This window comes from Streptomyces cynarae, assembly GCF_025642135.1.
Taxonomy (GTDB): domain Bacteria; phylum Actinomycetota; class Actinomycetes; order Streptomycetales; family Streptomycetaceae; genus Streptomyces; species Streptomyces cynarae.
Map to the genome: position 1 here is coordinate 44,189 of NZ_CP106794.1, position 23,222 is coordinate 67,410.

5 protein-coding genes are annotated in these 23,222 nt (G+C 70.7%); all 5 read right to left on the reverse strand.

The genetic code is table 11. The features are described 5' to 3' along the window. Nucleotides 1-32: 32 nt before the first annotated feature. From N8I84_RS41355 to N8I84_RS41375, 5 genes are read right to left on the reverse strand one after another with little or no spacing between them, the layout of a single operon-like run. Nucleotides 33-854 (reverse strand): thioesterase II family protein, encoded by an 822-nt coding sequence (locus N8I84_RS41355; RefSeq protein ID WP_263235127.1) that lies wholly within the window; start codon nucleotides 852-854, stop codon nucleotides 33-35. After that, nucleotides 851-2,131, reverse strand: a complete 1,281-nt coding sequence (locus N8I84_RS41360) for an alpha-hydroxy-acid oxidizing protein (protein ID WP_263235129.1) — start codon at nucleotides 2,129-2,131, stop codon at nucleotides 851-853. Before N8I84_RS41360 ends, N8I84_RS41355 begins: the two co-directional genes overlap by 4 nt. Continuing rightward, nucleotides 2,128-2,943, reverse strand: a complete 816-nt coding sequence (locus tag N8I84_RS41365; RefSeq protein ID WP_263235131.1) for a thioesterase II family protein — start codon at nucleotides 2,941-2,943, stop codon at nucleotides 2,128-2,130. The genes N8I84_RS41360 and N8I84_RS41365 overlap by 4 nt, the downstream gene beginning before the upstream one ends. Then, a complete protein-coding gene (locus N8I84_RS43460) occupies nucleotides 2,940-9,488 on the reverse strand; it encodes a type I polyketide synthase (RefSeq protein ID WP_263235132.1) in 6,549 nt (2,182 codons plus the stop codon). The genes N8I84_RS41365 and N8I84_RS43460 overlap by 4 nt, the downstream gene beginning before the upstream one ends. 33 nt (nucleotides 9,489-9,521) lie before the next feature. Then, the gene (locus N8I84_RS41375; RefSeq protein WP_390899090.1) at nucleotides 9,522-23,162 is read right to left on the reverse strand and encodes a type I polyketide synthase; all 13,641 of its coding nucleotides are present in this window, start codon (nucleotides 23,160-23,162) and stop codon (nucleotides 9,522-9,524) included. Nucleotides 23,163-23,222 lie beyond the last annotated feature (60 nt).

The following is a 23,222-nucleotide window of genomic DNA, read 5'->3' on the forward strand; positions in this document are numbered from 1 at the left end:
CACGGATACGGAGGGCGGTAGCAGTTGTCCGATCACAGGTGCGTACCCGAGTTCATACCGCGCCTCCCCGAGACCCCTCCGTGTCCCGCTTCGAAGCTGTACAGGTCCCGCCCTAAGGCGGCGACCACTTCGTTGTGGCCGGGCTGGAGGTAGAAGTGGCCGCCCGGGAAAACGCGCGTAGCGAACACGGACGCCGTGTGGCCGCCCCAGAGGGTGAGGTCGTGGCGGGACACGTGCGGGTCGGCGTCCCCTCCGTAGGCGGTGATCGGGCATCGCAGTAGTGTGCCGGGATCGCACCGGTACGTCTCAACCGCTCGGTAATCCGACCGGACGGGTGGAATCACGACCGCGAGCATCTCCTCGTCCGCAAAGAGCGCAGGGTCCGTTCCGGACAGTTCGGCCATCGCCGCGACGATGCCGGCGTCGTCCCTGCGGTGCACTCCCTGGTCCCGCCGGACCGACGGTGCCGTCCGCCCCGAGGCGATCAGTCCCATGGGATCCGCGCGACCCGGATCGCGCTCCAGGCGGAGGGCAGTCTCGAAGGCCACGACCGAGCCCATGCTGTGGCCGAACAAGGCCAACGGCCGCTCACGCCATGGCAGCAAGGCACCGGCAACGTGGTCCGCGAGCTCCCTGATGTCGTCAACAACCGGCTCGTCCATGCGGTCCTGGCGGCCCGGGTACTGGACGATCAGCACCTCCGCGACGCGGGATAGCTCGGCGGAAAGCCGAAAGAACGAGGCGGCAGAACCGCCAGCGTGCGGAAAGCACACCACGGCCGGGCCGTCGCCGGAGGGGTCGTGGTACCGGCGGATCCAGCCGCTGTGCTCGTGCCTGCCTGCGGGGCGGGTCATATCAGGCTCACCTCGTTCGTCGTTTCCGGATGCAGGGACGGCGCCGCAGCACCGGTCCCACCGAGCGGACCGGAAACGGGGAGGACTCCCGGCAGGGCGAGGACCTCGCGCGTGAGATCGCCAACCGAGGCGCATCCCGTGAGAGCCAGGGTGAGGTCCACTTCGGCGAGCAAGCAGCGCAGGACGTGGGCCACGCCGTCGCGTCCGCCGAGCCCCAGTCCGTAAAGGAAGGGGCGCCCGTAAAGCACTACGTCCGCGCCGAGAGCGAGAGCCTTAACGAGGTCGCTGCCGGTGCGCACGCCGGAGTCGAAGAGCACGGGGACGGACCTCCCCACGGCGGCGCGAACGGCTGGCAGTGCGTCCAAGGCCGCCACAGCGCCGTCCAGTTGGCGTCCGCCGTGGTTCGAGACGACCACCCCGTCCGCACCCAGGTCGAGCGCGCGGCGGGCGTCGTCGGGGTGCAAAATGCCCTTGAGGAGTATGGGCAGCGAGGTCAGCTCGCGCAGCCACGGCAGGTGGTCCCAGTTCAGGACCGGGTTGGCGAAGACCTGCGCCCAGTGCGCAGCCACGGACCGGCTGTCGGCGCCGACAGGCAGACCGGCCCGGAAGGCCGGGTCGCTGGTGAAGTTGGCGATGCCGGCTCCGTTGAGGAAGGGCAGATAGCCGTGGTCGAGATCCGCGGGGCGGTATCCAAATGTAGGCGCGTCGATGGTAAGGACGAGCGCGGTGTAGCCGCTCGCCTCCGCGCGCCGCACGAGTGACTCGGCCACGGCCCGGTCCGCCGGCCAGTACAGCTGGAACCAGCGCGGCATGGGAGCGCCGTCTGCCGGTGCGTCGCTGCCCGGTTCGGCGGCAGCCGCGACGTCCTCCATGCTGTACGACGAGCCGGTCGACAGGACGAACGGGACGCCGACGTCCCGCGCTCCCTGAGCCGAGGCCAGCTCGCCATCTGCGTGGACTACGGTCTGCGCGGCCACCGGAGCCAGCAACACGGGCACCGGAAGGCGCTGCCCGAGCAACGGCACCGACAGGTCGCGACGGGCAGTACCCCGCAGCATGCGGGGCAGCAGCAGCCAGCGTTTGAAGGCTTCCCGGTTGGCCCGGCCGGTCGCGCCGGTGCCGGCATCGCCAGCCGCGTATCCGTAGGCGGCCGGTGTCAGAACGGCACGGGCCGCCTCGCCCAGGGCCGTCAGGTCCGTCGGCAGTGGCGGGGTCTGCCCGCGGGCCCCCGCCAGGTAGATCTCACGCACCAGGTTGCTGCGGGGTGTCTCCGTCATATCTCCCCCATGAGTCTGCCGTTCGGACGGCAGACCGCGTCCGCCGGGGGGCGTGAGTCGGCGGTCAGGGCCCGGTCCTCTCGGATCCGTCGCGCGAGCCGACGGGCGGGGCCGGGCTGTTCGGAGGTCAGGGAGAAGTGGCCGCCAGGCAGTCCCTCGACGTCCAGTCCACCCGTCGTGTGACGCGCCCAGCCCTCCATCTGGCCAGGAGTGTTCTTCGGGTCCTCTGCGGCGAGCAGCACCGTGATGGGGGCCTCCAGGGCTGCGCCGGGTGGGCACCGGTAACGGCGCAGGGCGCGGTGGTCGGCGCGCAGCAGCCGAAGCATCTCGCGGACCGTCTCCGGGTCCTGGAGGAGCGCATCGGGGACGCCGCCCAGACGCCGCAGTTCCCCGACGATCTCGCGGTCCCCGCAGTTGTCCAGGTCGCGTTCCTCCCAGTCCTGGGAGGGCGGCCGGGCAGCTGACGCGAAGAGCCGCGCGACCGCGCCGGGGCGACCCATCCGGCGGGCCGTCTCGAAAGCGGTCAGCGCGCCCATGCTGTGCCCCAGAAGGAACAGGGGCTGATCGCTGTGTGCGGCGAGCGCCCGGACGGCCTCCTCAGCGAGCGCGGCGATGTCCTCGGCGAACGGATCGGCGCGCCGGTCCTGCCGGCCCGGATACTGGAACGCAACCAGCTCAATGTCTTCGGGCAACGCAGCGGACAACGCGGCGAACGCGGATGCGGCGCCGCCGGCGTGAGGGAAGCACACCAAGCGTGCGAGGCTGTGCGGTCGCGGATGGAAGACGCGCGCTGCGCTGCGAGTCGGGTTCATGAAGTTTCACCTTCGGTCGGAGTGCGCAGTGCGGCCAGCAGGTCCTCGAGACGGGCCCGGGCTATGTCGCGCATGCCGGCGTCGAGGTGGTGGGCGGCGACCGCGGACTCGAGGCGGGTGAGGCCCTCGAGGATGGCTTCGATGCCCTGTATTCGTTCCGCGTCCGTCGGTTCTGGTTCGCCGAGCTGGCCGCGCAGATGGTGGACGAGTTCGACTGGCGTCGGATAGTCGTAGATGAAGGTGGCGGGGAGCCGGATGCCGGTGGCCTTGGCCAGGCGGTTGCGCAGTTCCACCGCGGTGAGCGAGTCGAAGCCGATCCGGTCGAAGACTCCGTGCGGATCGACCATGGCGGACGAGGCATGCCCGAGGACCACTGCGATCTCGTGGCACACGGTCTCGACGAGATCGTCGCCGCTTCCGCTGTCGCCGTTCCTCGGGCCGTCCGGCGAGGGGGAGGCGGGCGTGCCGAGCACGGCGGCCGGACCAGAGGAGTTTCGGGGGGTTTCCGTCAGAAGGCTCTTGAGCAGCGAGGACGCCGGAGCGGCGGTGGACAGGGCGTCGAGGCTCCACTGCGCGGCGACGGCCACGGGCGCGTTACGGTACATCGCGGCGTCCAGGAGTTCCAGGCCGCGCTTCGCGGAGAGCGGGGCCACTCCGGTGCGTGCCATACGAGCCATGTCCGCCTCGTTCAGGGCCCTTCCCATGCCCAACGTGCCCTCCCACAGGCCCCAGACGAGGGATACCCCGGGCCGCCCGGTCGCGCGCCGGTGTTCGACGAGCGCGTCGAGGAAGGCGTTGCCGGCTGCGTACGCGGTCTGCCCGGCGGAACCGATGGTCCCGGCCAGGGAGGAGAAGACGACGAACGCCGACAGCCCGAGGGGCTCAGTGAGTTCATGGAGGTGAAGTGTCGCGTCGACCTTCGGCCGCAGGGTGCGGTCGAGCTTTTCGGGGGTCATGGCCTCGAAGACGCCGTCATCGAGCACACCCGCCGCGTGCACGACTCCGCCGAGGCGCACACCGTCACCCGTCAATCCGTCCAGTACGGCGGCCAGCGCTTCCCGGTCAGCCGCGTCACACGCCACGGTGCGAACATCGGCGCCGAGATCACGCAGGTCGGCCACGGCTTGAGCGGCCTCGGTCGTCGGGCCCGGAAGCTGGCGCCCCATCAGGACCAGTTGGCGCACTCCGTGCTCAGTGACCAGGTGCCGAGCGACGAGCGGGCCCAAGCCGCCGAAACCTCCGGTGATCAGCACGGCGCGCGAGGTGTCCCAGGGCCCGTCGCCGCCCGTGAACTCAAGGACAACCTTGCCAATGTGGCGGGCTTCGCTCAAGTGACGGAACGCCTCGGGCGCACGCCGGACGTCCCAGGCCGACACCGGCGGAGGCATGATGGCGCCCCGCTCGAAGAGGGCGAGCAGCGTGCCGAGCATCTGCCGGATCCGGTCGGGGCCCGGGTCCCGTACGTCGAATGCCCGGTACACGACGCCGGGGTGCGTCCGGGCCACCACGGCGGCGTCGCGCCGATCGGTCTTGCCCATCTCCAGGAAGCGGCCGCCGCGCTGCAGCAACCGCAGGGAAGCGTCGGCGTACTCGCCCGCGAGGGAGTTGAGTACCACGTCGACGCCCCGGCCTCCGGTGCTCTCGCGGAAGCGGTGCTCGAACTCCAGCGTGCGCGAGGACGCGATGCGGTCCTCCGCTAGTCCCATGGCACGCAGCACGTTCCATTTGCCGGGTCCCGCGGTGGCGTACGCCTCGGCGCCTAGGTGGCGAGCGAGCTGCAGTGCTGCGGTGCCGACGCCGCCCGTGCCCGCGTGCACGAGGACCGACTCCCCTTGTCGCAGGCCTGCCAGGTCGACGAGCCCGTAGTAGGCGGTCAGGTAGGCGACGGGGACCGCAGCGGCTTGGGGAAAGGTCCAACCCTGCGGGATGCGGCAGATCAGCCGATGATCGGTCACCGAGACCGGACCGACACCCGAGAAGAGGCCCATCACCCGGTCGCCCGGCTTGAAGTCCGTCACGCCGGGGCCGACACCGAGGACGACACCAGAGCCCTCGCCGCCCTGGCCGGGATCTGCGGCGGACGGGTCGACCGACGGGGGGATCACACCGAGGGACAGCAGTACGTCTCGGAAGTTCAGCCCGGCGGCGTGCATCTGTACTCTGACCTGCCCGTGGGTCAGCGGGGCGGCGGCCTCGGGCCAGGGAGCCAGGGCCAGATCCGTCAGCGAACCCCGGGCGACGTAGTCGAGTCGCCAGTGCGTCTGGTCCGTGGGCGGGCGCAGGACGGTGTCCGGTTCCTGTGCGGTGAGCACGGGCCGGTACGCCGTTCCACCGCGCAGGGCGAGTTGGGGCTCGGCGAGGGCCAGTGCGGCCGAGAGGACACGGCGGGACTCGGGAGCGTCGTCGGAATCGATCAGGACGAAGGTTCCCGGATGCTCGGTTTGTGCGGCGCGCAGCAGTCCCCACACGGCACTGCCGACGAGGGCGGCGGGAGCGGCCGCCGGCTGTTCGCCGCCCACCGTCATGGCGCCTCCGGTGAGGACCACGAGCTGGGTACCGGCGGGCCGCCCCCCGGTGGTGACCAGTTGCGCGGTGCTCAGGACGTGACCGAGGACATCGCGGACGGATTCGGCGTCCGACCGGCCGTCCCTGGCCGAAGACGGCGGGGAGGGCATTAGAACGAGCTCGGGAGCGGTTTCAGAGGCGAGGGCGGCGGCAAGGGCTGCATGGTCTCGGAAGACGGGCGGGGCACTGCCTTCGGCGTCCAGCTCTCCGTACGGTCCGGTTCCGTAGGCGTCGAACACGGCCCACCGGGGCCGGGCGCTGGTGCTCGGCGGGAGGGCGACCGGCTCCCACGACGGGACATACAGGCCGTCGCCGACCTCCATAGGGCCGGCCGGGGCGGCGACCGGACGCAGTGCCAGCGACCCCACCGAGGCCACTGGCTGTCCCGCCGCGTCCGCCACGTCGACCGCGACGGCATGCGCTCCGGCGGGGGCGAGCCGCACCCTCAGGCGTGTACCGGCCGGTCCGTGGAATCGCACCCGGGACCAGGTGTAGGGGACGAGGGCCGTGGAGGTGTCCTTGATCAGTCCACCAAGTGCGACGGGGTGCAGTGCCGCGTCGAACAGCGCCGGGTGCACGAGGTAGCGGCCAGGGCGCTGGGCGAACACTTCCGACGACTCGACCTCGGCGAACACCTCCTGCCCGCGGCGCCAAAGCGCACGCACGCCCCGGAAGGCCGGTCCGTAGTCGAGTCCCGAGGCGGCGAGGTCGGCGTACAGGCGGTCGGGTTCCAGGGCTACGGGCTCGGCACCCTGGGGCGGCCAGACGTCGAGTGCGGCCGGGCGCTCGGGCGTTGGGCCGACGAGCGTGCCGTGGGCGTGGCGGAGCCAGCCGCCTGCGACACCCGCCATGCGCGCGTGAACGGTGACAGACCTGCGGCCGGCGTTCTCGGCGGAGACGAAGACATGCAATTCCGTGTCCGAATCATCGGGAACCACGAGCGGCGCCTCCAGAACGAGCTCCTCCAGGGTGTTGCTGCCCGCTTCCCGGGCAGCCATCGCCACCAGCTCCCACAGCGCCGTGCCAGGTAGCACGACGTCTCCCGCGACACGGTGGTGGGGGAGCCACGGCTGCTCCCCGACGGACAGCCGTCCCGTCAGCAAGATCCCCTCAGGGTTGGCGAGTTCGATGCGCGAGGTGAGCACCGGGTGGTCGATGGGCGTGGATCCGGTGGCGCCGGTCCGGACCGGCCCAGGCTCGGCGAGCCAGTAGTGGCCGCGCTGGAAGGGGTACGTCGGCAGTGCGGTGCGCCGGGCACCGCGGCCGACGAATACGGCCGTCCAGTCGACGTCGGTGCCGCACACATCCAGGCGGGAGAGGGAGCTCAGCAGTTCCTCCGGCTCGGGCTGCCGTCCCCTCAGGGTGGGGACCACCGTGGGGATGGGCCCCAGGACTCGCGGCCCGTCGGCGTTCTCGGCGAGACAGTCGGCGGCGTGTGACGTGAGCGCACCCCGCGGACCCAGTTCGAGGAAGCGAGTGCACCCCAGGTCCGCCAGGCTGTGCACGCCCTCCTGGAAGCGGACCGTGTGGCGCGCGTGACGCACCCAGTAGTCGGGGGACTCCAGTTCTCCGGGCCGGGCGGGCTTCCCCGTCAGGTCGGAAACGACGGTGAGGCGAGGTGCGTGGAACTCCGACCGCTGTACGGCGCTGCGGAACTCCGCGAGCGCCGGCTCCATCAGCGGGGAGTGGAACGCGTGGTGAACGCGCAGCCAGCTCGCCCTGCCGCCCCTCTCCTCGAAGGCCGCCACCACGGCCGCAAGGGCTTCTCGGTCGCCCGAGAGCACGGTCGCGGCGGGGCCGTTGACGGCGGCCAGCGCGATCCGGTCCTCGTGGCCGGCCAGCAGCGCGGTCGCTTCTTCCTCCCCGGCGTTCAGGGCGGCCATGGCGCCGCCCGACGGCAGTTGCTGCATGATCCGGCCCCGCGCGGCGACGAGCGCGGCAGCATCGTCGAGCGACAAAACGCCCGCGACGTGCACGGCTGCCAGGGCTCCGACGGAGTGACCGAATACCGCGTCGGGATGGACGCCCCACGAGTCCAAGAGGTGGGCCAGGGCCACCTCCCCTGCAAACAAGGTGGGCTGGGCGTATTCGGTACGTTCCAGCAGACCGGCTTCGGAGGAGCCCTCGGGGGCGAAGGCCACGTTCCGCAGTGGGTGGTTGAGGTGCGGTCCGAGCGCGTCGCACACCTCGTCGAAGGCGATGGCGTAGGTGGGAAAGGCCTCGTACAGCTCCCGGCCGGATCCGGGACGCTGGGAGCCCTGACCCGCGAAGAGAAATGCAGTCCGGCCTGCGGTCGCCGTGCCGCGCACCGCCTGCAGGACGGTGTCACCGGCGGAGAGTCCGCGCAGCCCTTCGAGTACGCCGTCTCGGTCGCGCCCCAGAAGAACGGCCCGGTGCACCAGGCGAGTCCGGGTAGTAGCCAGCGAGAAGCCCAAATCCAGGATGTCGGCGGAGGGGTTTGTGGCCATGTGATGGTGGAGGGCGTCGGCCTGTGCCCGCAGCGCCGGTTCGGTGGCCGCAGACAGAAGTACCGGGACCACCGGGAGCGCAGGCGCCTGCGGACCTGCCGGAACGGCCGGGCGGGCGGACCGTGAGGCCTGTTCCAGGATCAGGTGTGCGTTGGTGCCGCTGATACCGAAGGCCGACACCGCTGCTCTGCGGGGCCGGTCGAGCTCCGGCCAAACGGTCGCCTCCGTCAGCAGGGACACGGCCCCGCTGGACCAGTCGACACGGGAGGTGGGACGGTCGGCGTGGAGGGTCCGGGGCAGCACGCCGTGATGCATCGCCAGGGTCATCTTGATCACGCCGCCGACGCCGGCGGCGGCCTGTGCGTGTCCGATGTTGGACTTGAGCGACCCGAGGTGGAGCGGGCGGTTCGGTGCGTGCGCAGTGCCATACACAGCCAGGAGGGCGCGCGCCTCAATCGGGTCGCCCAGGGCAGTGCCCGTGCCGTGCGCCTCGACTGCGTCGACTTCGGACGGGTGAAGTCCGGCGGCGTCCAGTGCCTCTTTGATCAGCCGTTCCTGGGCCGGGCCGCTGGGCGAGGTGAGGCCGTTGCTCGCACCGTCCTGGTTGACGGCGGATCCCCGGATGACGGCGAGGACGTCGTGGTTGTGGCGCACTGCATCGGAGAGCCGTTCGACCAGCAGAAGTCCGACGCCCTCCGACCACGCCGTGCCGTCCGCCGCGTCGGAGAAGGACTTGCACCGGCCGTCGGCGGCGAGTCCGCGCTGCCGGCTGAACTCGACGAAAGGCATGGGTGTCGCCATCACCGTCGCGCCGCCCGCCAGGGCGAGTGTGCATTCGCCGCGGCGGATCGAGGCGCAGGCGAGGTGCAGCGCCACCAGTGACGACGAGCAGGCCGTGTCCACCGTGACGGCCGGTCCCTCGAAGCCGAAAGTGTAAGAGATCCGGCCGGAGGCGACGCTGCCAGCGCTGCCAGTGCTCAGATAGCCCTCGTAGTCCTGGGGGGCGGATGAGAGGCGGGACGCGTAGTCGTCGTACATCGTCCCGACAAAGACACCGGTCCGGCTGCCGTGCAGGGTTCGTGGGTCCAGACCGGCCTGCTCGAACGCCTCCCAGGCCACTTCCAGGAGCAGCCGCTGCTGGGGGTCGATTGCGTGGGCCTCTCGGGGTGAGATCCCGAAGAACTCCGGGTCGAACCGGGCCGCATCGTGGAGGAAGCCGCCTTCGGTCGCGTACGAGGTTCCTGGTGTGTCAGGGTCCGGGTCGAAGAGGCCCGTCAGATCCCATCCGCGGTCACTGGGAAACGGGCCCACCGCATCGGTCTCCTCGGTGAGCAACCGCCAAAGGTCCTGCGGCGAGTTGACCCCGCCCGGGTACCGGCAGGCCATGCCGACGATCGCGATCGGCTCGTACCAAGCTTCCTCAAGTCGGGTGTTGACGCCCTTGAGCCGCTCGTTCTCCTTCAGAGCTGCCCGCAGCGCCTCGACCAGCTGTTCGTTACTTGTGGACGCCATCATGTCTCTCCGTACTTCGCTGATCGGGACGGACTAGGACGGGCTGTCACCCAGTGCCAGGCGCACCAACTCGTCGGCAGTCATGGCGTCCAGGGCGCGGAATGGGCCGGATTCCGGCTCCGGGGCGCGGCCGGCCGACTGATCCGTCGAGGACCCTGCGGTCTCCTCACCGAACAGCGCGGTCCGAAGCATGTCAGCCAGCGCGCCGGGGGTGGGATGGTCGAAGACCAGCGTGGGCGGCAGTGCGAGTCCCGTGACGGCAGCCAGGTGGTTGCGCAGTTCGAGCGCCATCAGCGAGTCGAACCCGAGGTCCTGGAACGGGCGGTCCGCCGTGACCTGGTCCTGGCCGCGGTGGCCGAGGACGGACGCGGCGGCGTCCGAGACTGCTGTGACGAGCAGGTGCTGGCGCTCGCCGGAAGGTGCGGCGGCCAGTGCGCTCCGCAGGTCGGAGCCGTGGTCGCGCGGGACTCCGGTTGCAGCCAGCCGCGGCTGGACCAGGTCGCGCAGCACCGCGGGCGCGGTGTCCGGGTCCAGGGCGCGGAGGTCGAGTCGTACGGCGGCGGGCGCCGCGGTGCCTGCGGCGACCGCGGCGTCGAAGAGAGCGAGCCCGGCGCGGTCCGGGAGGGGCTGCACTCCGGAGCGGGACAGGCGCTCCAGCTCTGCGGTACCGAGTCCCGCCGCCATTCCGCTGTCTGTTTCCCACAGTCCCCATGCAAGGGATACGGCCGCTCGCCCCGCGGCCCGGCGTGCCTGGGCCAGGCCGTCGAGGAAGGTGTTGGCTGCGGCATAGTTCGCCTGCCCGGCCATGCCCATTAGGCCGGCGACCGATGAGAAGAGCACGAACGCGGTGAGGTTTAGATCCCGGGTCAGTTCGTCCAGGTGGACGGCGGCATTCACCTTAGGCCGGAGGACGCGGTCGAACCGTTCCGGGGTAAGCACCCCCAGAATGCCGTCGTCCACGACGCCGGCTGCGTGCACCACCGCCGACAGCGGGTGGTCACCGGGCACATCGGCAAGGAGCCGGGCCAGGTCGTCGCGGTCCGCGACGTCGCAGGCGGCTACGGCGACGTGCGCACCGGTTGCGTTCAGCTCGGCGACGAACTCCTCGGCGCCGGGCGTGCGCAACCCCCGGCGGCTTATCAGCAGGAACCGCCTGACGCCGTGCTCCCTCGCGAGGTGGCGGACAACGAGGCGGCCCAGGCTACCCAGGCCACCGGTGATCAGGACGTGGCTGCTCGCGTCGAACGGTACGGCGGTGCCTTCGGCCGGACGGGCCCGGCGCAGCCTCGGTACTGACGCCCTGCCAGCCCGGATGGCGAGCTGCGGCTCGTCCGACGCCAGGGCCCGAACGAGGGCGCGCAGGGAGTCGGGCTGCCCGTCCCAGTCGACGAGGGTGAACCGGCCGGGGTGTTCGGCTTGGGCGGAGCGGATCAATCCCCACACAGGGGTCTGTGCAAGGTCAGGGTGTTCTCCTTCCCCGGCCGCCACGCCTCCGGCGGTCAGCAGTACGAGCCGGGAACGGCTAAGCCGCTCGTCGGCAGTCCAAGCCTGCGCGAGTGCGAGTGTCTCGCGTGCGGCACGGGCCGCTGCCGCGGGGACGGCCTCGTCGATGCCAGCGTTCGCTCCTCCCGGTCCCTCCGTGATGACTAGCGACGGCACCGGGGCACCGGCCGCGACGGAGCGCACGAGACTGTCGAGGTCCGGGTGGAGGGCGACGGCCTGGCCACCGGCCCGGACCGCCTCGGCGATGTGCCGGGCCCGGTCCCCCAGTACGGCCCAGGTTCCCGCTGCCAGGTCCTCGCCCGTCGGACGCCACTGCGGCCACTCGAGCGTGAAGAGATCCTCGTGCAGCGCCATGGTGTGCCGGGGGATGTCACGCAGCACCACGGTGTCGACCGCGAGAACCGGTGCGCCCCTCTCGTCGGAGAGAGTCAGCCCGTAGGTGTCGCTTTCCCGGTGGCGCAGGTGGACGCGAAGGCGGTCTGCTGCGGTCTGGTACAGCGTCACGCCGCTCCAGGCGAAGGGTACGACGGTCCTGGAGGCATCGGCGGAACCGACGGCGAGGATCGTGTGGAGAGCGGCGTCTAGAACTGCGGGATGCAGCAGGAAGGCCGGGGCGTTCACCGGCTCGACAGCAGACACCGGTACGACGTCCGCGTACAGGTCAGACCCGTCGCGCCACACGGCCTCCAGACTTTGGAATGCTGGTCCGTAGCCGTAACCCTGCTCGCTGAGCCGGGGGTACAGTCCGTCGATCGCCACTGCGGCGGCGCCGCTGGGCGGCCAGGAGGACAGACCGGTGGACTGTGACGTCCGAGCGGGTGGAGCCGGAGGTACTGGGCCTCCTGCATCCAGCAGGCCCACGGCATGGCGGGCCCACTCCCCCGCCCGGCCGTCTGCGGGGCGAGAGTACAGGGCGAGGGGCGAGCGGCCAGTACCGTCCGGAGGGCTGACGAAGACCTGAACGTCGACGGCGTCGTGGAGGTGGAGAGGATTCTCCAGGGTCAGCTCCGACACACGCTCCGCGCCCGTAAACCGTGCCGCGTACAGCGCGAGTTCCACGAGGACGGCTCCGGGCACCAGCGGGACACCCAGGACGGTGTGTTCGGTGAGCCAGGGGTGCGTCTCGGGTGCGAGGCGGCCGGTGAACACCCGGCCCTGTCCGCCCGCCAGGTCGACCGTGGAATCCAGGACGGGATGCCCGGAGGAGTCAGGGGCTACGGGCGAGGGGGCTTCCAGGAGCCAGTGGCTCGTCCGCTGGAAGGGGTAGGTGGGTAGGGGCACGGCCCGGCCGCCGGGGAAGACCGCGGACCAGTCGACGTGAGCACCGGTGACGTGGGACCGAGCCAGCGCCTGCGCGACCGTGTCCGCTGCCGCGTGACCCCGACGCAGCAGGGGCACGACAGCCTGCGGCCCGTCGTCACGGTCCTCCAGCCCGGACCGGACCATGGCACTGAGCACGCCGTCGGGGCCGAGTTCCAGGAACAACCCGACTCCGTCGCTGACCAGGAAGCGCACTCCGTCCCAGAAGCGGACCGGCTCACGCAGCTGCCGCACCCAGTACTCCGGATCGGTCAGTTCACCGCTGTCGATGAGCTTGCCGGTCAGGTTGGAGACGATCGGGACGGCGGGGGCGGAGAACGCCACGCGGGCGGCCACGGCGCGAAACTCGTCGAGGATGCCGTCCATGTGCGGAGAGTGGAAGGCGTGACTGACGCGCAGCCTCGTGACGCGTCGACCAAGGCCTCGCATGGTCTTCTCAACGGCGGCCACGGCCTGCTCGTCGCCGGAGACGACGATCGACCGCGGCCCGTTGTACGCGGCGACGACCACGCGCCCGTCGTGTGCCGCGAGCACGGGCCGCAGTTCTTCCTCCGGTGCCTGGACGGCGGCCATGGCCCCTCCGCCCCGGGCCGACTGCATGAGCCGGCCGCGGGCGGCGACGAGGGCGCAGGCATCGTCGAGGGAGAGGACGCCTGCGACATGGGCGGCGGTGAGTTCGCCGACGGAGTGGCCCAGCAGGTAGTCGGGGACGAGTCCGTAGTGCTCCAGGAGCCGGAACAGCCCGACTTCCAAGGCGAACAGGGCCGGCTGGGTGTAGCGGGTCCGGTCGATCAGGGACCCAAGAGGTGACTCGTCCGAGGCAAGGAGCAGTTCCTTCAGAGACACGTCCAGGTGGGGGTCCATCCGTCGGCAGACGTCATCGAGGGCGGCGGCGAACGCCGGGGACACGGCGTGGAGCTCACGCCCCATGCCGAGGTACTGGCTGCCCTGGCCCGTGAAGAGATAGGCCGTCCTGCACGGTACGGTCGCCGTCCCCGACACCACGGCGTCCGAGGCAGTTCCGTCAGCCAGTGCCTGCAGGGCGTCGAGCAGATCGCCGCGGTCGGAGGCGAGGACGACGGCCCGGTCCGTGAGGGCAGAGCGGGTCATGGCGAGGGAGTGTGCGATGTCGTGGCTGGTGTACTCGGGGTGTGCTGCGGCGAACGCGCGCAGCCGCTCCGCCTGGTCCCGCAGGGCCGTGGCACCGCGGGCGGAGAGCAGCCAGGGGACGGTTCCGGTGGGGGTGGGTTGTTCCGGCGCGGGGAATGTGGGTGCCTGTTCGAGGATGACATGGGCGTTGGTGCCACTGATCCCGAAGGACGACACCCCCGCACGCCGCGGGCGCTCCCGCTCCGGCCACACCACCGCCTCGGTCAGCAACGACACCTCACCCGCCGACCAGTCCACATGCGACGACGGCTCATCCACGTGCAACGTCCGGGGCAGCACACCATGGCGCATCGCCATCACCATCTTGATGATCCCGCCCACACCCGCAGCAGCCTGCGCATGACCGATGTTCGACTTCAACGACCCCAGAAACAAAGGCCCACCAGAACGCCCCTGCCCATATGTCGCCAACAACGCCTGCGCCTCGATCGGATCACCCAACCGAGTCCCGGTCCCATGCGCCTCCACCACATCCACATCGCCCGCAGACAACCCCGCCACTGCCAGCGCACGACGGATCACCCGCTCCTGCGACGGACCATTCGGCGCCGTCAACCCATTACTCGCACCGTCCTGATTCACCGCGGAACCACGCACTACCGCCAGCACCTCATGCCCACGACGCCGCGCAGCCGACAACCGCTCCAGCACCAGCACACCCACACCCTCGGCCCACGCAGTCCCGTCCGCAGACTCCGCAAACGCCTTGCACCGCCCGTCCACCGACAACGCCCGCTGACGGCTGAACTCCACGAATGTGTCGGGGCTGGCCATGACCGTGACGCCACCGGCGAACGCGATGTCGCACTCCCCCGCGCGCAACGCCTGCACCGCAAGGTGCACCGCCACCAACGACGAAGAACACGCCGTATCCACCGTCATCGAGGGACCCTCAAGACCGAACGTGTACGACACCCGCCCCGAAACCACACTCGGAGCGTTGCCCAGAAAGCGGTACGCCTCGGTGCTCCCCGGGGCGGTGCGCAGCCGGGAGGTGTAGTCGCTGTACATCACGCCGCTGAAGACACCAGTCTGCGTGCCACGCAGTGTGTCGGGGGCAATCCCGGCGCTTTCGGCGGCCTCCCAAGTGGCCTCCAGCATCAGCCGCTGCTGCGGGTCCATGGCCACGGCCTCCCGCGGACTGATCCCGAAAAACTCGGCATCGAATCGGTCCGCGTCATAGAGGAAGCCCCCGTGCCGGGTGTAGGAGGTACCGGGGTGGTCCGGGTCCTCGTCGTACAGCGCCCCGACCTCCCATCCGCGGTTCTCGGGGAAGGGGCCGATGGCGTCCGTGCCAGTGTGGACGAGCTGCCACAGGTCCTGTGGTGTCCGCACGTCTCCCGGGTAGCGGCAGGCCATGCCGACGATGACGATCGGGTCGTCGTCCGGTGTATCGTCGGCCGCCGGCTGCCCGGTTGGGGAGCCGGTCGGGTCCGTCGTGCCCGAGAGTCGGATGGCCTCCCTCATCAGGTGGCTGGCGAGGGCCGATGGTGTGGGGTGATCGAAGACGGTGGTGGCCGCCAGCCGGATGCCGGTCGCGGTCGTCAGTCGGCCGCGCAGCTCGAGGGCGGCCAGCGAATCCATGCCGAGGTCCTTGAACGCCGCGCCGGAGTCCACGGCTTCGGGCCCGTCCAGTGCGAGAACCCCGACAAGGGTCTCCCGCACAAGGTCTTCCACAGCCCTGCGGCGTTCAGGTTCCGTCCGCGCCGCCATCCGTGAGGACCAAGTGCCGGTCTCGTCGGCGGTGGAGACGTGTGCGGGTAAGCGCCGCCGGCTGGGCCGGACGACCGTGCGCAGCAGTGCGGGGACCGTGCTGCCGGGGGCGCGCAACCCGATCCAGTCCAGCTCGGCCAGTACCAGGAGCGTGTCGGGCGTGGAGAGTGCGGCGTCCAACAACTGGAGGCCGCGCTCCACGGACAGAGGGGCGATGCCTTGCCGGGCCCACCGTGCCCGGTCTGCTGCGGTCAGCGGCCCAGCCATCGTGGCGGCCGATCCCCACAGGCCCCACGCGAGCGATGTGGCGGGCAGGCCGTGTGCGGCCCGGTGCAGTGCCAGGGCGTCCATGAAGCCATTGGCCGCCGCGTAGTTGGCCTGCCCCGGATTGCCCAGGAGGCCCGAAACAGAGGAGAAGAGCACGAATGCCGACAGCTCCGCATCCGCGGTGAGTTCGTGCAGGAGCCAGGCCGCGTCGGCCTTCGGCCGCAACACCTCGTCGACGTCGCCGGGCGTAAGGTTCTCAAGCGTCGAGTCGGCCAGGACCCCGGCTGCGTGGAACACAGCGGTGAGCGGGTGCTGTGCGGGCACGGATGCAAGCAGCTCCGTGAGGGCGGCGCGGTCCGCTACGTCACAGGCGGTGAAGGTGACCTCGGCTCCCGCCTCTGTCAGAGCAGCGACGAGTTCCGGGGCCCCGTCGGCCATGAGGCCCCGCCGGCTCGTCAGGAGCAGATGCCGGACTCCGTGCCGGGCGACCAGGTGGTGGGCGACGATTCCGCCAAGGCCACCGGCGGCACCGGTAATGAGGACGGTGCCGCCCTGGTCGAGTCGGCCGGGCAGTGACGCCTCGGACCGACGGGAGACCGGAACCGGGGCGAGGCGGGGGGCGTACGCCTTGCCACCCCGCAGGGCGAGCTCGCGTTCGCCGGCGGCCAGGGCTGCGGCGAGTGTGCTCGCCGAGAACTTGCTCTCCCCTTCGTCACCACCAGGCAGGGTGTCCGGCCTTTCGACGTCCAGAAGGACGAAGCGGCCCGGGTGCTCACTCTCGGCCGCGCGCAGCAGGGCCCGCACGGCTGCACCGGGAAGATCTCGTACGTCCTCGTCGGCCACTGCCGCGGCGCCTCGCGTCAACAGCAGGAACCGAGTGGTCGCCAGGCGCTCGTCGGCGAGAAGCCGCTGGGTCAGGACCAGGGTGGCCTGTACTGCACTGCGCGCCGCCGCGGCCGCGTCGGCGCCCGAGTCGGCCTCAGTGATGGAGGGCAGGACGAGCACGTCGGGGCTCGGCCCGCCTGCGCTGAGGGCGGCTTCCAGCGCGTCGGCATCCGGGTACCGGACCAGGGTCACGCCCGGCGCCGCCAGTGCCGTGTGCCAACCGTCGGCGTCGGCCCCGACGAGGCCCCAGTGCCCTTGGGGGACCGGCAAAACGTCGGCGTCGGCGGCCGGAACGTGCTGCCAATCGAGGCGGTGCAGCCCTTCGTCGTGCGCCGCGCTGTCCTGCCCTGCGATCAGGCCGGCATCGGCCGGGCGCAGCGCCACGCTCACGGCGGAGACGACCGGGTGGCCGTGGGGGTCGGTGGCGGTGAGCTGGACACCGGTGGCGCCAGCAGGCGTCCAGTGGACGCGCAGCGACGTCGCACCGGTGGCGTGCAAGGTGAGGCCATCGAAGGAGAACGGGAGCCGCAGGCTCCCGCCGCCTGTCCCGGTGTCGAGGTCGGCGACGAGCAGGGCGTGCAGGGCTGCGTCGAGAAGGGCCGGGTGGACGCCGAACCGGCTGGCGTCCACGCGGTGATCCCCGGGCAGGGAGACTTCGGCGTACCGATCATCGCCGAGTTCCCACACCCTGACGAGTCCCTGGAACGCCGGACCGTACGCATAGCCCACGTCGGCCAGCCGCTCGTAGGCGCCGTCGAGGTTCACCGGCTGCGCGCCCCGGGGCGGCCATGCGCGGCCGGTCATGAAGGTGTCGGCACCGCCTTCCACAAGCCTGGCGAGCATGCCCGACGCATGCCGAGTCCACGGCTCGCCATGGGCGTTCGCATTATCCGGCTCGGGGCGCGAGTGGACCGTGACGGGCCTTTCCCCGGAGGAGTCGGCAGGGCCCACGCTCACCTGGAGCCGCACGGCCGTCCCTTCGGGTACGGCGAGGGGCGCCTCGAGGACGAGTTCGCGGAGCCTGTCACAGCCGAAGCGGTCGCCGGCGGCCAGGGCGAGTTCCGCCATCACGGTACCGGGCAGCAGTACCGTACCCGCGATGACGTGGTCGGCGAGCCAGGGGTGGGTGCGGCGGGAGATACGACCGGTGAACAGCATGCCGTCGCCTTCGGCCAGTCCGGTCACGGCGCCGAGCAGCGGGTGGCCCGGGTCGTCGAGCCCGAGGCCGGTCGTGTCCCCCATAGTCTCTGGGTTGTCAAGCCAGTAGCGGCGCCCCTGAAAGGCGTACGTGGGCAGGGAGACCCGACGAGCTCCAGGGCAAAGGCGCCCGAGGTCCGGAGTGGGACCGTGCACGGCGGCGTGGGCGAGAGCCGTCGACAGGGTGTGCGCTTCCGGGTACCCGCCGCGCAGGACCGCGACGGGTGCGGCGATTTGGTCGCCCGTCCCTTCGAGGCACGTCCGGGCCATGGCCGACAGGACCGGGTCAGGGCCCAGCTCCAGGTAGGACGTTACGCCGACGCGGCGCAGGGTGCGGATGCCGTCGGCGAACCTGACCGTGTGCCGAAGGTGCTCGGCCCAGTATTCGGCGGACGCCAACTCCTCGGCCGACGCGATCTGCCCGGTGCGGTTGGAGACCAGGGGGATCCGCGGAGCGGAGTACGCCAGGCTGGCCGCCACCTGCCGGAACTCGTCGAGGATGCTGTCCATATGGGACGAATGGAAGGCGTGGCTGACCTGAAGGCGGGTAGTCCTACGGCCTTTCTCCCGCCAGGAGGCGGCCAGCTCGAGCACTAGGTGCTCGTCCCCCGACACCACGACGGAGGCGGGCCCGTTGACGGCCGCCACGGCCAGGCGACCGGCCGCGGCCGCCACGGCCTGCCGCACCTCCGACTCGCCGGCTTCCACGGCGATCATCGCGCCGCCGTCAGGTGCCGACTGCATGAGCCGGCCGCGGGCGGCGACGAGGGCGCAGGCATCGTCGAGGGAGAGGACGCCTGCGACATGGGCGGCGGTGAGTTCGCCGACGGAGTGGCCCAGCAGGTAGTCGGGGACGAGTCCGTAGTGCTCCAGGAGCCGGAACAGCCCGACTTCCAAGGCGAACAGGGCCGCCTGCGTGAACTCGGTCTGGTCCAGGAAGGCGGTGTCCTGCACATCAGTGAAGAGCACCTCCTTCACTGGGTGTGGCAGGAGCGGGTCGAGGCGTCGGCAGACAGCGTCGAACGCGTCCGCGAATACCTGGTACTCCTCGTACAGTTCGCTCCCCATGTTCAGGCGCTGGCTGCCCTGCCCGCTGAATAGAAAGGCGGTCTTGCCAGCTTGGGTCCCGGCGGCAGGGCCGTGGATCACGTGTCCAGATGGGCGGCCGTCGGCCAGTGCCCCGAGAGCATTGAGCATGGTGCCACGGTCCGCTCCGACGACCGCTGCCGAACGGGTATGCACCGTGGGCGCCGTGGCTAGGGAGTGTGCGATGTCCTGGCTGGTGTACTCGGGGTGTGCCGCGGCGAACGCGCGCAGCCGCTCCGCCTGGGCCCGCAACGCACCCTCCGTCCGCGCGCGGATCAGCCAGGGGGCAGCAGGCGCGGATGCGAGCCGCTCCGGCAGAGGTTCGGTGGGGGTGGGTTGTTCCGGCGCGGGGAATGTGGGTGCCTGTTCGAGGATGACATGGGCGTTGGTGCCACTGATCCCGAAGGACGACACCCCCGCACGCCGCGGGCGCTCCCGCTCCGGCCACACCACCGCCTCGGTCAGCAACGACACCTCACCCGCCGACCAGTCCACATGCGACGACGGCTCATCCACGTGCAACGTCCGGGGCAGCACACCATGGCGCATCGCCATCACCATCTTGATGATCCCGCCCACACCCGCAGCAGCCTGCGCATGACCGATGTTCGACTTCAACGACCCCAGAAACAAAGGCCCACCAGAACGCCCCTGCCCATATGTCGCCAACAACGCCTGCGCCTCGATCGGATCACCCAACCGAGTCCCGGTCCCATGCGCCTCCACCACATCCACATCGCCCGCAGACAACCCCGCCACTGCCAGCGCACGACGGATCACCCGCTCCTGCGACGGACCATTCGGCGCCGTCAACCCATTACTCGCACCGTCCTGATTCACCGCGGAACCACGCACTACCGCCAGCACCTCATGCCCACGACGCCGCGCAGCCGACAACCGCTCCAGCACCAGCACACCCACACCCTCGGCCCACGCAGTCCCGTCCGCAGACTCCGCAAACGCCTTGCACCGCCCGTCCACCGACAACGCCCGCTGACGGCTGAACTCCACGAACATGCCCGGGCTGGCCATGACCGTGACGCCACCGGCGAACGCGATGTCGCACTCCCCCGCGCGCAACGCCTGCACCGCAAGGTGCACCGCCACCAACGACGAAGAACACGCCGTATCCACCGTCATCGAGGGACCCTCAAGACCGAACGTGTACGACACCCGCCCCGAAACCACACTCGGAGCGGTACCGGTCAACAGATAGCCTCCAGCCACCTGGTCCGCCTCGTGCAGGCGCTGTCCATAGTCCTGGGCTGTCGCCCCGATGAACACGCCTGCGTTCTTCCCTCGCAGGGTGGCCGGGTCGATTCCCGAGCGCTCGAGCGCTTCCCAGGCGGTCTCAAGGACGACCCGCTGCTGCGGGTCCATGGCCACGGCCTCCCGCGGACTGATCCCGAAAAACTCGGCATCGAACCGGTCCGCATCGTGCAAAAAACCGCCCGCCCTGGCGTAGACCGGTCCGTCCCCTCCGTGTTCCGTACCGCTCGGCGTGTCAAGGCGCCACCCGCGGTTGTCGGGGAACGGCGATATTGCGTCCCGCCCGTCGCGAACCAGGTCCCACAGGTCCTCCGGCGAGCCCACACCACCGGGGAAGCGGCATGCCATAGAGACAATCACGATCGGGTCGTCGTCGGGGGCTTCCGGTGCCACCTCATTCTGCTCGGCGCCGGATGTGGAGACGGTGGCGGAGGCCGAACTGGCGGCGTCCACAGCGAGCAGGACGGCCAGGCGATCGGCCAGACGGTGCGGCGACGGGTAGTCGTAGGGGAGGCTCGCCGGGAGCCTCATGCCCGTGGCCGTGTGCAGGCGATCGCAGAGTTCCACGGTGGTCACGGAGTCGAACCCGAGGTCCTTAAAGGACAGCGCGGTATCCAGGACGCCGTCCGATGAGTGCCCGAGGACCACGGCCGCCTCCCGCAGGACGAGGTCCAACAGCCCGGCCGACCCCGAAGCCGGTTCCGCAGCCTCCGCCGCCACCTGCACCATCTCCTGCTCAGCGACGTGCGGCGGTGGGGCCGGACGTCCCAACGCATCCGACTCGCGCGTCGAGACACCATCTCCCACCCAGTGACGGCTGCGCTGGAACGCGTACGTGGGCAGGTCCACCAGCGGAGCATCGGGAGAGAACACCGGGCGCCAGTCGACCGCGGCACCGCTCGTGTGCAGTTCGGCCAGCGACCGGAGGAAGCTCTCCGGCCCGTCGTCGTCACCGCACGGCGATGCCACCACCACTGCGTCCGAGCCTGACAACTCCGCCAGGGTCTGCCGGATGGCCATGGTCAGCACGGGGCGGAGGCCGATCTCGACGAAGGCATCGTGATCAGCTAGGGCCCGCACGGCCGGAGTAAGGGCCACAGACTCGCTGGGGTCGCGGTACCAGTACTCGACGTCCAGGTCTGCGGGGGCGATCGGCTGGCCCGTCGCAGTTGAGTGGAACGGGACAGTGGCGGGCAGGGGGGCAATCGGAGCCGGCTCGGCGGGCAGCTCCTCACGGCTCGCGGTCCCGCCGGACTGGGTGACGATGCGAGCCGCGTCTTCCAGGGACAGGGCACCGCACACGTGGGCCGCGGCCAGTTCGCCCTGGGCATGCCCGACGACGGCCGACGGTTCGACACCGAAGGACCGCCAGACTTCGGCGAGCGCGACCATGACGGTGAAATGGGTGGGCTGCGCCACGCCGTCCCGGTCCAGCGGTGGTGCCCCAGGAGCGCCTCGCAGCACGTCCTCCACGGACCAGTCGACATACGAGGCGAAGGCCTCGGAGCACGCCTTGACCTTGGCCCGGAACGCGTCGGAGGCGTCGAGCAGCCCAGCTGCCCCGACGGGCAATTCCGTTGCCTGGTCTGGGAACACGAAGACGATACGGTCACGGGGCCGCGTCCTGCCGACCAGCGCCCGTGCGTCTCGGGCGGCGCCGATCCCTCGCAGCCCTTCGCTGAAATCGGCCAGGCTGGTTCCCAAAAGAACGGACCGGTACCGGAAGGCGGTGCGGGACACGGCCAGGGAACGCCCGATGTCCCGCACCGTGCACGGCGCGCCGTCCGTGGCAGCGGCCTGCCGGTCTTCCCACGGCAGGTCCGTGAGGTGTCGCAGCAGCCTGTCCGCCTGGGCATTCAGGGCTGCGGCGGTGTGGCCGGAGACGGGCCACGGCACCAGTCGGCTACGGAAAGCAGGTCGCGCGGCCTCTGCGCTGCGCAGGCGCTCCTGCCCGGGCGGCGGACCGGCGACAATCATGTGGCAGTTAGTGCCTCCGACGCTAAACGACGACACGCCAGCCAGCCGCGCGCCGTCCCCGGCGGGCCAGGCTCCCAGCCGGTCCTGTACCCGGAGGTTCAGCTCCGGGAGCGGGATCAGCGCGTTCGGCACAGAGTAGTTCAGGCTCGGCGGAAGCTGACCGTGGGTAAGAGCCAGGACCACTTTGAGCAGTCCGGTGATGCCAGCAGCCGCCCCGAGGTGCCCCACGTTCGTCTTCGCGGAGCCGACCAGGAGCGGCCGGTCCGCGGAGCGGTCCGAGCCGTACACCGCACCCAGGGCGGCGGCCTCGACCGGGTCCCCGACAGTAGTGCCCGTGCCGTGCAGCTCGACGTACTGCACGTCGTCGGGGACCGTGCCTGCCCGGTTGTGGGCGAGCCGGATCACGTCACGCTGGGCCTGCTCGTGCGGAACGGTCAGTCCTTCCCCGCCGCCGTCGTTGTTGACCGCGCTGCCCATCAGCAAGGCGTGAATTCGGTCACCGTCGGCTAATGCCTTCGACAGGCTCTTCAGCACCACCACGGCGCCGCCCTCGCCCCGTACGTATCCGTTGGCGCGGGCATCGAAGGTGAAGCAGCGTCCGTCGGGTGACAGTCCGCCGAACCTCTCGGTCACGGCAGCGCTTTCTGAGGCGAGGTGGAGTTCAACGCCGCCAGCGAGCGCGACGTCGGCCTCCCCGGTCCGCAGGCTCTGACAGGCCATGTGGACGGCCACCAGCGAGGAAGCCTGACCGGCGTCGACGGTGAGGCTCGGACCTCGCAGACCGAGCACGTACGAGAGGCGCTGGGCGATCAGGCCCCGCGACAGGCCGGTGAACGAGTGATGGGAGGCGGCCGAGACAGGGCCGGCGTGGTGGACGAGGTCGGCGTAGTCCCCTGTCATCGATCCGATGAACACGGCGACGTCGGCACCGCGCAGGGACGCCGGGACTATCCCGGCCCTCTCCATCGCCTCCCAGCCAAGCTCCAGCACTAGCCGCTGCTGAGGATCCATCATGGCGGCCTCACGCGGGGAGATACTGAAGAACCCCGGATCGAAGCGGTCGACTCCGGTGAGGAAGCCGCCCCGAGCCGCGGCGCCGAGCGGTCCGCCTGATGTCAGCGCGGCAAGGCGCTCGGCTGGGGCATCGGTAACGGCATCGCCGCCGCTTGCGAGCAACGCCCAGTAGGCGTCCGGGTCCTCGGAGCCCGGAAGGCGGCAGGACAGACCGACAACGGCCACCGGTTCGCCGCGACGAACTGCTCGGCATGCGGCTTTCTCCACGGACATGCGGTACCTCACTCGCACTTCAGGGTTGTCGTACGGGCACGGGCAGCCGGCGCGACACGG